Here is a 12,437-nt window from a genome sequence, read left to right as displayed (position 1 = left end):
TCGCGTGAGGCGCCACGTGAGTGCGGGTGCGATGCGAGTTGTGCGTAGTAGCGAGGGGTGAGCGACACCCACCGATCGGCCGCTGGCGCGGAGGTGATGGGGCGTTGCAGTACGCCTTGCGCTTGCGGCAGGCTCGAACGGACACGACGGGCTGTCGCTATCGTGCCGTACAGCGTCGCTCTGATGCGATGAGTTTGCTGAGCTCGCCACGCATTCGATGCAGTACAGATTTATCGAGGGGCGAGCAGATTACAAGAACGATAGTTGCTCATGAACAGCCGATCGCCAGAGTCTTCAGTGACGATTGTGTGTTCCGAATACCTGGCTATCAGCGTCCTTACGCCTGGACCACGGAGCAAGCTCGTGAACTATTCGACGATCTGCTCGGGTTCATGCAGCCGGAACCCGTTGGGGTAGAGGATATGCTGCCCTACTTTCTAGGCAGTATCGTGCTGATCAAGCAGGAAGCGAACCCTGAGGCGGATGTCTTAGATGGTCAGCAGCGGTTGACGACGATTACGCTGCTGCGGTCGGCGATCCGCAAGCAGATGACGGAGGATAATGCGTCGGAACTGACGCGGCTGATCTATCAGAAGGGAAGTGAGATTCTCGGGACCGCCGACCAATTTCGCCTGTCTCTGCGCGAGCGCGATCGTGAGTTATTTCAGACGTACGTTCAGAGAGAGAACGGCATGGCAGAGCTCTTGAAGCTCACAGAAGAGCTACCTGAGTCACATCATCACCTGCGTACCAACGCTCGCATGTTCGCCGAGCAGTTATGCAAGCTTCCGGAACAGAAGCTCTTGCGATTGGCCCAGTTCATCGTACGCCGCTGCTATCTCGTCGTGGTATCGACGCCGGGTCTCGACTCTGCATATCGAATTTTCTCTGTGCTCAATAGCCGGGGCCTGGATTTGTCGGCAACTGACATTTTGAAGTCCGAGATTGTCGGCGCTGTCGATGTCGTCCAGCGCGACGCCTATACCCGCAGGTGGGAAGATTTCGAGGAAGACTTGGGGCGCGACGCATTCACGGACCTGTTCAGTCACATCCGGATGGTCTATCGCAAGGCCAAGCCGAAAGGTACGCTCCTGAGAGAAATAAGAGAGCATGTGCCGGAGCTGAAGCAGCCGACGGTGTTTCTGGATAAAGTACTAAAGCCGATGGCGCGAGCCTATGCCGAGATCCTGGGAGCCTCGTATGAGAGCGCGAGCCACGCGGAAGCCATCAATTCGCACCTAGAATGGTTGAATCGGCTCGAATTCACTGATTGGATGCCCCCGGCGCTCGCGTTCATGGCCCGTCATCGCCAGGAGTCTGCGCGCGTGCTGGGCTTCTTCAAGGATCTCGAGCGTCTGGCCTACGCCATGCTGATAAGAAAGTCAGGGGTCAACGAGCGGATCGAGCGGTTCGCTAAGCTGACTGCCGAGATCGAACGAGAGGCGGATCTCAGTCGACGAAAAGGAGGTGATCTTCGTCGATGATTCCAGCATAGTCTGATGTGATGACTTTCTCCCCTAGAGAGAGGCCGCTGAGTATTTCGATCTGCTGAGGGCTGTGACGACCTATCTGAATGGCTCGCCGGTGCGCAGATCTGTTGTCATCTGCGACTACGAACACCCAGCGTCCACCTGTGCGCTCTAGAAACGGCTCGGTAGGCACTATCATCGTGGGTGCATTGCCTTCGGAGGCGAGATGACCGGTTAGCGTGGCTCCCGAGACCAATCCAGGCGGGGTACCACCGTCGAAATCCAATTCGATGTCGACAACTCCATCCCTTATCTTTGGAGACACGCGCCGTACGATAACTCGGGTGTCGCTTTCCGCAACGCTGACTGTGCCCGATTGATGGGGGTGCACGCGCCCAAGAAAAATCTCCGCGATGCTCGCGGACAATCTCATGCCGCGGTCCGGCGTTAGTTCTGCGAGACGTTGCCCGGGGCTACGGTTTTCACCGACTTTCAGGTCTATGACCGATACCCTTCCTCCGACGGGGGGCCTTATGACTAGACCATCAAGCTTGTCGTGAACGATGCCGAGATTGTGCCGCAAGAGCACCAGCAGCTGTTGAATGTCGGGCAGCAGACGCGAGCAAAGTTCAGCTTGCCGTCGGCCGCTTTCGGTCTGGATGGATCTTAGCTGTCGGTAGTAACTGAGCTCGTCTGCGATCAGATCACGTTGCTCCAGCGAATCTGCACCACTTGCGGCGAGGACGTCATGGCGCGCCGCCGAACGTTGCAAGCGCACGATCTGGTAGTCAATGTCGGCGAGCGCCCGTTCGTTGGAGAGCCGGTTTTGCTCGAGCGCAATCTCATTCTGCTGAAGCTGGGAGATCGCTTGATTGAGCTGCGACTCCTGCTGGATTACCTGAAGGGCCAAGGTCGTGTTACTCAACTCGATTAGAGCTTGTCCTTTCTGCACGAGATCGCCTGGCTCTACTAATACCCGATCGACCCGACCGCCGTCGACTGCATCGATGTAGAGAGTCTCACGGGGAGCTACTTTGGCGCGAAACGGGATGAGATCGATGAAGTTGCTTCGGTGGACGATCCCGAATCTAAGCTCGTCGATGCGGACCGGAAAGGGTGACGAGGTGATTTTATCAAGGGTTGTGGGCAGGGCTAGTGCGACGATCACGAGGGCCAAGAAGGCGCTCAGGCACGTTGCGAGAAAGCACGGTGGAGAGAGAAAACGAAGGAAACCCTTAGATGAATCCATTCGACCCTCGCGGGATGAAGATGCTTCAAATACGGCACGACACGTTTCAATGTCAATTCCGGTCGGGCGCACGTCGTATAGGCAGATCTCAATGATCGCCACATTTACTGGGTAGCCGAGCAAGCCTCGTTCGCGCACCGAAGCCTCCTCTGACATTCAGGCCATGACGTGGGATTCACCGAGTTGCAGGCACAGCTCGCTGATCGCCTTGGGCAACATCGATCATCGCGCTTCACGCCACGCGTGGCGAACGGGATCATACGACCCCCTGCACGCCGAAGGACGAGCGTACGGTACATCGTCATCGGCTTCGGATGTTTGAGCACGCCTGCTACGTGATAGGTGAGTGGATGCGCCGCGATAGCGAGCGAGGACCTGACGGCAAGCCGAGTATGGGAGCCGCCACTGGCACTCATGCATCTGGCATCAGTATGAGCAAGAATCGTTGAATCATAGAATGCGCGTCCGCGCGAACCAACAGGAGGTGGCGTTGCCGTTGGTGCTGTCGATCGGGATTCAGGTTCCCCTGCCTCGTACTATAGATTCCACAATCGATAGGTTGCCGCTTCTGCGATTTTCCTTGTCTAAAGTCGGCGAGCGGGTGGCGATATTTGCCAGAGGCGAACTATGCGATGCAGTCGTTTGCAGATGCGTTCGCACCCAGTATCCGCTGACGCCTCGTTACCTCGGAATGGTCCGGTGCGTGAGATTGGAAGTCTTGGGTCCAGGACATCCAAGCCGCTCAATCAAGCTCATAGGCATTTGTGTAGTCGGTCGCCAGTGTTGGATCTTGGCGCTGCTTTGACAGAAAGCAGTCTCCGATTGCCAGGACTTCGATGCCAGTCCCCATGAAGCAGCGAAATGCATCTTCCGGGGTGCACACCACGGGTTCACCGCGCACGTTGAACGACGTGTTTACGATGACCGGACAACCCGTCAGTTCCTTGAAGCGGGAGATCAATCGGTGATATTTCGGATTGGTGTCTCGATGCACGGTCTGCACTCGTGCAGAGTAATCCACGTGCGTGATGGCGGGTACCGCAGAGCGCTGAACATTGAGTTTGTCGATTCCGAACATCTGTCTCTGCTCCAAGGTCATTGCCATCTGCTTGTCCGCACGGACGTTTGCTACGAGGAGCATGTATGGGCTGTCGGAATCTAGATCGAACCATTCCGAGACATCTTCGCGCAGCACGCTCGGTGCGAAAGGACGAAAGGACTCCCTGAACTTGACCTTCAGATTGAGAGTCTTCTGCACCGTCGGTGAGCGAGCGTCGGCGATGATGGAGCGTGCGCCCAGCGCCCTGGGTCCAAACTCCATCCGCCCCTGGTGCCAGCCGACCGCCTTGCCTTCAATCAGTGAGCGGACGACCTCCTCGATCAGCGCCGCTTCGCTAAGAGAAGAGAACCGCGCACCGATCCTTGAGAGCCGAGCTTCTATTTCTTGCTGCGAGAACTCAGGTCCTAGGTAGGCGCCCTGCATGTGATCCTTGTTGCTCGGCTTGCGCCGCTTCTTGAGCATCAAGTGATGTGCTGAGAGGGCAGCGCCTAAGGCGCCGCCAGCGTCTCCCGCGGCCGGCTGGATCCAGATCTGGTCGAAAATTCGGCTCCGAAGGAGCTTCCCGTTCGCGACGCAATTGAGTGCGACGCCACCGGCCAAACATAGGTTCGATTGGCCCGTCGTATCGCGAATGCTCTTCGCGAGCTTCAGAACTACCTCCTCCGTGACTACTTGGATGGAGGCTGCCAAATCCATCTCGCGCTGGGTTAGCCGCCCCTCCGGTCGTCTCGCTTGCCCTTTGAACAGAGCATCGAAGCTTCCGTTCGTCATCGTGAGACCCGTGCAGTAGTCGAAGTACTCGAGATTGAGGTGGAAACTTCCGTCGTCCTTGATGTCGATGAGATGATCCCGGATTAGCCCGACATACCTGGGCTCCCCGTAAGGCGCAAGCCCCATGAGTTTGTACTCGCCTGAGTTGACCTTGAAACCGGTATAGTAGGTAAAGGCGGAGTAGAGCAAACCCAATGAGTGTGGAAAATGGATTTCTTTCAGCAGTGATAAGTCACTGCCGGTACCAATCGCGACTGACGTTGTTGTCCACTCTCCCACGCCGTCCATGGTCAATACTGCAGCATCCTCGAAGGGTGAGGCGTAGAAGGCGGACGCGGCGTGACTCAGGTGGTGCTCTGAAAAGAGCAGCCTTGCGCTCCAGTCCACCTCCTGGCACAGGGCGGCTTTCAATTCCGAAGCGATCGTAGCTTTTTGGAAGAGTTTATCCTTCAGCCACACAGGCATCGACTTCGAGAAGCTCACGAAGCCGCGCGGCGCGAAAGCTAGGTAGGTCTCCAACAGTCGCTCGAATTTGACGAATGGTTTGTCGTAGAAGACGATATGGTGAATTTCGGTTGCATCGATTCTGCCGGCTTGCAGACAATAGTGAATGGCGTTCGCTGGAAAACGGGCGTCGTGTTTCTTACGAGTGAATCGCTCCTCCTGGGCCGCTGCGATGATCTCGCCATCCCGCAGTAAGCAGGCCGCGGAGTCGTGGTAATAGGCGGACAGGCCCAGGATGTTCATCGCTTAGAACAATGTGTAGATAAAGGGCGCTATCACGGAGCCCTGAGCGAGAATGAGCAGGCCTCCAATCGCTACCATCAATACGAGCAGCGGAGCTAGCCACAGCTTCTTTCGTACGCGTAGAAAGTCCCACAGCTCTCGAATGAACTCATTCATAAGTTGCTCAGAATTGTTGCCTGAAGGAGCAGGGGTCGATGCGGGTTGTCTCTCGAGGTATCCAATACGAAGCGGCGGGGCGGCGGTTCAGATGCAACTCGTCGCGTCCAAACAGGCGAGCGATGATCGAAACGGGTGTGATCAGCGCGAAGAATATGAAGCCGAGCGCGATTGGGCTCACCACTCTCCCCAGAAGCTCACCGATGGCGAACCACGCTCGATTGACGGGGCTCAGTCGGCTCGGTGCAAGCCAAGCGAGCAGGGCGAGAGAAACCCCCGTGAGAGTGCACAGGCTCGAGATGATCGTTGGCCAACCCCTGTAGGTGCCGTATGCGCTAACAGCGAAGAGAATGGCCCCGAATGTGAATCCGAACTTTCGATCGGAGGGTCTCCTGTCTGAGAGCCATGGTTCCATAGAGGGTCAAAGATGCTGAGGACCAGGTGCTCGTGTTCTCAATCGGCCCAATCTGGGCCTCCGTCGTCGGCCGCCTAGATCATGCGGCACCTCTGCTTCTTTTGGGGAAGCGTGCCTGCGGCGTGCGCTTCGATTCCAAGGCCTCTTCCTCTGCAAGTGTTTGTTTTCTAATACGAAACGAACTCAATCGCGACAGTGCAGCGAGACCTGAGGTGTCGGTCTCAGCTCTTGGGTATTTGGCTCGGAAACAGTATGTGGCCGAACGGCGGTCGCGAACATGCGGCCCGTCTTCGCGTTGGGAAATGACTGCGTGTCAGAGCCGTGCCCTGGGTCACGAAACCTCCACCGGTCAAGGATAGCTCCGGACAGAATCAGGGCCGATCGTTACTTGTTAGATAATTCTCAGCAAACCTCACAGGTCTTCACCGAGCGGCCCCTGCGTGTCGATAAAGATGATTGAGTCCGTGGTGGTTGGCGGTTCGTTGCATCTTGACCATGCGCGAAAGGGACGCAAAACTCAGAGAGCAGCAACGTGATGTGAGAATATCGACTGACGCATTGACCCGATTGGAGATGCGCGAAGCACCGACAAGAACAATGGACACCTACAGCCATGCAACCGCTCGATGGGGTTCGCCATCGGTGTCGATCGCTCAGCATTGGCTGCTTCAAGCGGCACGGCTGAGGCCTGCCGCTCCGATTCATACGACGATTGCGATCGAACTCATTGGCGAGTTGTTCCGACCCTCGCTGCGGCTGGCACTCGATGATCTCGTCGCTCGGCACCCGCTACTGCGAACCGTGTTTCGGTACGTTGACGGTGTTCCGCTGTCAGAGGTTGGGCCCGTCGACAGGGGAATGGCACTCTGGGAGCAGGATATTCGAGGCGACGAGGAATTCCTATCTATTCTTCACGAAGAAGTTCGGGCTCACTTCGATGTGACGAGTGGTCCGGTGATCCGAGCACGGCTACTGAGACGCGGGACGCATCAGCATTTCCTGCTCATCAGCGCGCATCCGATCGTGTGCGACCGCGCATCGCTGGTCGTGATCTTGAGGGAACTTTGGGACCGATATGAAGATAGCAAGCTCGGCAGGAATGCGCAGCCTATGGTCCGTGAGCGCGTCGAGCGGCGCCAGTTCGATGCGCTCGATCCAAGCTCGCTCCAAGCTCAACTGAGTTTCTGGAAGACGCACTTGCTCGGTGCCCAAGATCTGGTGCGGTTGCCCACGGATCGGCCGCGCTCGGCATGCACGATCTACACGCCGAGGACGCATCGTTTCGAGATCTCCGAGAGGCTGACTCGCGACATCTATGATCTCGCGACCCATCGCCGGGTGTCCGTGCTAGCGGTGCTTCTTGGAGGATGGTGCGTGTTGTTGAGTCGATGGTCGGCGCAGGATGACGTGACGATCGGACAAGTGGTTGCGAACCGTCCCCTGGAGGGCGGTGATAGTCTCATCGGTCCGTTTGAGAATGTTCTTCCCATTCGGGTTGCGGTAGCGCCAGCGATCACTACCGCAACGCTCCTCGCGAAGATCGATGCGGCGTTGACAATGGCTTCGTCTCGCCGAGACGTTCCGATTCAAGCAATCGCCGAATCGCTCCGAGCACTGCGAGACGGTCGACCGATCGTTCAAACCGCTATTGCACTCAGCGAGATATCGTCGGAGGAGTTTGTCGGAGTTACGTTTCCCTCCATCGGAATAGGAGTCGGACGGGTTTGGCAGGAGCGATGTGAGTGCACGTTGGAGATATCGTTGGCTCTATGGCCACATCGCGGGCGCCTCATCGCCGTGTGTGAGTATGCGAAGGAGTTGTTCCAGAAGGGCACGATCGAGAGAGTGTGCCATTGGTGGATAGCATTGTTCGAAGCCATGACTAGAACACCGCGGACGAATGTGGCACGTCTTACGATGCTGACCCCAAGCGAGCATAGACTGGTGATCAGCGAATTTAACAATGGGGAGGGGCGGCGGCTCGAGCCGCTGCTCATCGACGCCATGTTTGAGAGTCAGGTTGAGCTGTCGCCAAATGCGCCGGCAGTGACATCGGCGGGTGGCAGCGAAGTCCTCTCGTATCTTGAGCTCAACCAACGAGCCAACCAACTGGCGCGCGTCTTGCGCTGCCGGGGTATGCGCAGGGGCGAAATGATTGGGGTGCCTGCGGATCCGAGCGTCACAGGCATCGTGGCGGTCATCGCCGTGCTGAAGGCAGGCGGCGCCTATAGGGCAGCAACGCCGACAGATCTTCGGGATGGCACTATTCGGTCACGGGGCGCTCATGGTCTACGTATGTGCATCGTGTGCCCTGGAGCGGGAAGGGCGGGCGAGCAAGTCATAGTGATCGATCCGGACGTTCATGAGATCAGCACCGAATCGCAAGAGAACCTGGAGCGCGGTGATCGCACGGTTTTCGATCCGGCGTGCGTAGTAAAAAGGGACGATTCGAAGGGGGGAGGTCGGTGGATGCGACTCGATCATGGAAACATCACATCCATGGTGGCAGCGTTGGATGAGCGGCTGCATTTCGCGAGATTCGATGTGTGGTCGCTGACGCACTCATTATCTTCGCATGTTGCTCTGATTGAACTTTGGGGAGGGTTGCTGCATGGAAGCCCGGTGACCGTTGCCGCGGGCCCGATTAGAGATGCGAGATCTTTCGACGATTTCCTCGCGCATACTGGAATCACTGTTTCGAATCTGACGCCGCGTGAATTCCTCGTGTGGGTTGACGTGGCGGATCATGCTCGACGATATCCGCTGCATACGGTGATATTGAGCGGCGGGCCTTTGCGGGCGGCGAGGCTCAAGACCTGGTTCGATATGGGGCGTCGCTGGCCACGAATCATCTACCTGTGTGGACATCGCGGAATCACCGTCGCGAGCGCCTTGTCGACGATCAAACTTGCCGACGCAGTGCGCGTGTCACGGGGTTTGCTCGGAGGGGAGCCACTGTCATGCTGCCGACTCTACATCTTAGACCGTTACCGGCGGCCTGTGCCTATCGGCGTCGTGGGAGATCTGTACGTTGCGGGATATGGGGTCGCCCGAAGCCGTCGTGCGGCTCGAAAGCTTGCCTGCCGTGAGTCGATGTTGCTCGCGGAGAACGATAACTCGCTCCTGTTCAAAACTGGAGATCGAGGCTATTGGACCCCTGAGGGACAGTTCGAACTCGTGTTCTACTCCCGCGTGAACGCACAATGGGAAACGGAAGCGGTGCGCATCGAGAGTGAATTGTTATCGCACCCGAGCGTCAAATTCGCCTCGGTCGCGCTGCGTCGCAACGAGACCGGAGGTGATTCGTACGTCGCATACGTCGAGGGAGAGCACGAGGTGCCTGTGCCCTCGCAGCTACGTGCGTACCTTGAGTCGAGTATGCCCGGCTACATGGTGCCGACGGTATTCATCTGCAGCGAATCCGGGAAAGAATTCTCTGAGGGATTTCAAAGTCCGGATTAGTTCCACACATCGCTAGAGAAGGCGGAAAGATAGCTGTACCGTGATCGTTTCACCAGCGGCGGGGCCGGCGAGCGGAGTACGCAGCGATAACATCTCGACTGAAGTGTCTTAGAGCGACACGCAACGTGGCACCATGGAATACTCTCTTCCACACTGCTACGCCTGCGCCTAAAGGCCGACCTCAGCGCCATTGATCCTGGAGTTCGGTGTAATCTTCGACATCGCGACGCGTTCGCCATCAATTTTCCTCCATTCGTCTTCCGCGGACGTGTAGTGACCCAGCGATTCCTGCTCAGGTCAGGTTGCTAATTTGAACGCCTCAGCGGGCGTTCTCACTCCCAATGACTGATGAGGTCTGCAGTTCTCGTGGAAGCAGATCCAGTCCCTGATGACCCGGCTCGCGTGCTGTAGTGTCTCGAAACGGTGGCGATGCATACAGTAGTCCTTCAGCGTTCGGATCACGCGCCAGACCATGCCGTTCTGCTCCGGCGAGTGCGGCGTGATGAACTCCTGGCGAAGCCCGTGCGCTCGCACCAGCGCCGTGTAGCTGCGACTGGTAAAGACCAAGCCGTTGTCCGAACGAAACAGGAACGGCGTCGGTACGCGCCCGAACGTGCCGAAGCGCGCGATTAGTCGCTGTGATGTCCTGTTCGCCACGCTACGAGAGGGGACCTTTTACAGCCCGCCCGCCACACAAACCCTTTGACAACCACATAGGGGCATGCCCCAGCTGTCGAGCTGCCTAGCGACCGGCAACTTGCGGCTAAAAGGCGCTCGGAACCTCAAAGAAACCGCCAAGTCGTCCCCAAATTGCACCAAAGATGAAGAGCGGCTCCCTCAGGGTCAGTGCTTTCGATCACCCGGTCTCCCGATAGAAGACAACGCAGGTCGCGCGCGGCCCGGCGGCGATGAGTGAGTGACGAATTGCATTGCCAACAATTAGTAGAAAACAAATTCGATGACACGATGGCTGCGTCCAATCTGCTTATCGCTGAGCTTCTTTTCAGGCTGTGTCCTCGCACACGGTGATCGGCTTTGGAGCCCTCCGCAGCTCGATTGGACTACAGACCAGATTGAACAAGCGATTTCATACTCCGCGCGCACGGTTTTCGTGGACGGCAAAGCGTGCCTAGCCGGGGCAGATTTTTCTTTGAAAGTGCGCGATGCATACGCGTTCGATCTCGACGAGACCGTTTGGTTACACCTGGATCTGCGCGGGGCCTCGGCAAACCATCAAATGATGGTGAGCTACGATGGGATCACCGGAAACATCCATAAGTCCATTCAATTAGCAAAGAATGCCAAGCACGAGTGGCAGGCCCTTAGCATTCCCTTGGAGCACGCTCGATTCGCGAACCTCGGGCCTTTGAGGTCGGACTTGATACTTTACAGCCTCAACGAGCAAGGTGAAAAGCCGGTTGAGTTTACGATCTGCAACTTGTCTCTTGAGCGCACCTACCGGACGCCAACGAAGACGTTCGGCCTGGCCGAAATCGAAATTGTGAATGAGACAGGGCATCGGGTGCCGGCTCGTATGGGCATTTACGATTCTTTCGGACACATGCCGTTGCCGAGCGAGGATGCGGTAACGGTTCAGTATTTGGGTGGGCCCGCTCGCGTCGTTCCTTTAGGCGATGCGTCGATGTGGCCCGTCACAAACCGTTCCGTGTTTTATACGAGCGGGCGCTATCGAACGCGGCTGCCAGCTGGAGATTACCAGCTTATTGTTGCGCGGGGCCCAGAGTACCGTTTGACGCGAGAGCGTTTTACAATTGATGCCGATCAAACCCGCGCGATTCGCATCAAGCTGAAGCGCTGGACCGATATGGCGGCCAAAGCTTGGTATTCGGGTGAAGACCACATTCATCACCCACGTGGTAGTGCTGCGGACGATTTTGCATTGGCGATGTTCGCCCAAGCCGAAGACCTTCGAGTGGCCAACGTGGTTCAGATGGGGAACATCGCTCGTACTTACTTTCACCAGCGAGACTGGCATCCACAGTTCGTCGATGAAGCGGCCAACTATGTGCTCGTTCCGGGGCAGGAGGATCCTCGGACTACGCATCGCGGCCACACGCTTCAGTTGAACATTCGCGAGCCCGTTCGCGATCCCGCCCGCTATCTGCTCTACCACGAGCTATTCGAAAAAGTGCGAGAACAGGGTGGGATAACCGGCTATGCGCATGTCTTCGATCCCTTCAATGCTGACGCGTCTATGAAAGGGATGGCGATCGATGTGCCCTTCGGGATCGTGGATTTTGCAGAAATCATGACAGGCCATGTTTCTGGATATTCGATCTGGTTCGATTTCTTGAACTTGGGCTACAAGCTCGCTCCATCGGCGGGATCGGACTATCCCTGGGTCGATATCCCGGGCGCGGTGCGCAACTATGTGAAGATCGATGGGAAATTTACCCCGCAGGCATGGTTTGATGAATTGAAGAAGGGACATGTCTTTGTCACTTCCGGGCCAATGCTCGAGTTCAGTATCAACGGGCAGGGCATTGGATCCGAAATTCATGTGAGTAAGGGTCAAGCGCTGCACATTACCGGCAAGGCATCGCTCGACTCAACTACCGACGAGCTAGCTTCTTTGGAACTAATCGAACAATCTGATGTCGTCAAGAACGTTTCGCCAAAGAGGGGACAAATGGAGGTGGCGATTCATGACGATCTCTCTGCGGTACATGGTACGTGGTATGTCCTACGCGCGCATGGGAAGAATCCGAATGTAACGGCCGTGAGCGCCCCAATCTATGTTGCGGTTGATGGAGAAAGCTTTTGGAAGCCCTCAGAGGTACCCTCAATTGTGGCGAAGCTGAAAGAAAAGATGCAGGAAGTACTCGTCAAGCCGAGGCAGCCAGATACTACGGAGCCGTGGGATACATCAGAGGTCTTCGATAAGCATTGGGAGGCGCAGCAGTGCTTGCTGAGAGAGCGAATCGAACAAGCAGATGCAATCTACGATGAGCTGGTCAAACGTGCCGGCAGATCTGAAAGTGGCGAAAATCAGCTCCGACGGAATCATGCGACGATATCGCAGTGCCCGAAAGCGTCGATCGAGCGCCCGGAACCCACTGTGCAATAGCTGACATTTGCCACTGATGC

Annotated in this window: 8 protein-coding genes; 3 read left to right on the top strand and 5 right to left on the bottom strand. The window is 56.9% G+C overall.

The features are described from left to right. Positions 1–188 precede the first annotated feature (188 nt). Positions 189–1,484 carry a DUF262 domain-containing protein gene (locus tag EKO19_RS15940; RefSeq protein ID WP_246038927.1) on the top strand — a complete coding sequence of 432 codons (1,296 nt, stop codon included), beginning with the start codon at positions 189–191 and terminating at the stop codon, positions 1,482–1,484. On the opposite strand, the gene EKO19_RS15935 is transcribed toward EKO19_RS15940, so the two are convergent. The 4 genes from EKO19_RS15935 to EKO19_RS39875 form a co-directional block, all read right to left on the bottom strand. Continuing rightward, complete coding sequence (locus tag EKO19_RS15935; protein ID WP_175597082.1) at positions 1,450–2,856, bottom strand: efflux RND transporter periplasmic adaptor subunit; 1,407 nt, start codon at positions 2,854–2,856, stop codon at positions 1,450–1,452. The two genes, EKO19_RS15940 and EKO19_RS15935, sit on opposite strands and share 35 nt — an antisense overlap. 604 nt (positions 2,857–3,460) lie before the next feature. Further along, the gene (locus EKO19_RS15930; RefSeq protein WP_129777464.1) at positions 3,461–5,296 is read right to left on the bottom strand and encodes a carbamoyltransferase family protein; all 1,836 of its coding nucleotides are present in this window, start codon (positions 5,294–5,296) and stop codon (positions 3,461–3,463) included. A 3-nt stretch (positions 5,297–5,299) separates the two neighbouring features. Then, positions 5,300–5,452 carry a DUF5989 family protein gene (locus EKO19_RS39180; RefSeq protein ID WP_246038904.1) on the bottom strand — a complete coding sequence of 51 codons (153 nt, stop codon included), beginning with the start codon at positions 5,450–5,452 and terminating at the stop codon, positions 5,300–5,302. Positions 5,453–5,459: 7 nt separating this feature from the next. After that, entirely contained in the window at positions 5,460–5,867 is a 408-nt protein-coding gene (locus tag EKO19_RS39875; RefSeq protein WP_407676652.1) for an SxtJ family membrane protein, read from the bottom strand. 597 nt (positions 5,868–6,464) lie between these two features. Here EKO19_RS39875 and EKO19_RS15925 point away from each other — a divergent pair. After that, the gene (locus tag EKO19_RS15925) at positions 6,465–9,329 is read left to right on the top strand and encodes a condensation domain-containing protein (RefSeq protein ID WP_175597081.1); all 2,865 of its coding nucleotides are present in this window, start codon (positions 6,465–6,467) and stop codon (positions 9,327–9,329) included. A gap of 297 nt (positions 9,330–9,626) precedes the next feature. On the opposite strand, the gene EKO19_RS39175 is transcribed toward EKO19_RS15925, so the two are convergent. Then, the gene (locus EKO19_RS39175; protein WP_281281088.1) at positions 9,627–9,863 is read right to left on the bottom strand and encodes an integrase core domain-containing protein; all 237 of its coding nucleotides are present in this window, start codon (positions 9,861–9,863) and stop codon (positions 9,627–9,629) included. Between the two features lie 424 nt (positions 9,864–10,287). Here EKO19_RS39175 and EKO19_RS15915 point away from each other — a divergent pair, with 424 nt between their 5' ends. Then, the gene (locus tag EKO19_RS15915) at positions 10,288–12,417 is read left to right on the top strand and encodes a CehA/McbA family metallohydrolase (RefSeq protein WP_129777461.1); all 2,130 of its coding nucleotides are present in this window, start codon (positions 10,288–10,290) and stop codon (positions 12,415–12,417) included. Positions 12,418–12,437 lie beyond the last annotated feature (20 nt).

The sequence above is a fragment of the Peristeroidobacter soli genome (assembly GCF_004138485.1).
GTDB lineage: Bacteria > Pseudomonadota > Gammaproteobacteria > Steroidobacterales > Steroidobacteraceae > Steroidobacter > Steroidobacter soli.
The sequence above is the reverse complement of the archived record's forward strand: the minus strand, read 5'-3'. Positions and strand labels throughout refer to the sequence as shown.

Coding starts and splice junctions, on each gene's coding strand:
- EKO19_RS15930 (WP_129777464.1), bottom strand. CDS start 5,296: ATGAACATCCTGGGCCTGTCCGCCTATTACCACGACTCCGCGGCCTGC.
- EKO19_RS15925 (WP_175597081.1), top strand. CDS start 6,465: ATGGACACCTACAGCCATGCAACCGCTCGATGGGGTTCGCCATCGGTG.
- EKO19_RS15915 (WP_129777461.1), top strand. CDS start 10,288: ATGACACGATGGCTGCGTCCAATCTGCTTATCGCTGAGCTTCTTTTCA.
- EKO19_RS39180 (WP_246038904.1), bottom strand. CDS start 5,452: ATGAATGAGTTCATTCGAGAGCTGTGGGACTTTCTACGCGTACGAAAG.
- EKO19_RS39875 (WP_407676652.1), bottom strand. CDS start 5,867: ATGGAACCATGGCTCTCAGACAGGAGACCCTCCGATCGAAAGTTCGGA.
- EKO19_RS15940 (WP_246038927.1), top strand. CDS start 189: ATGAGTTTGCTGAGCTCGCCACGCATTCGATGCAGTACAGATTTATCG.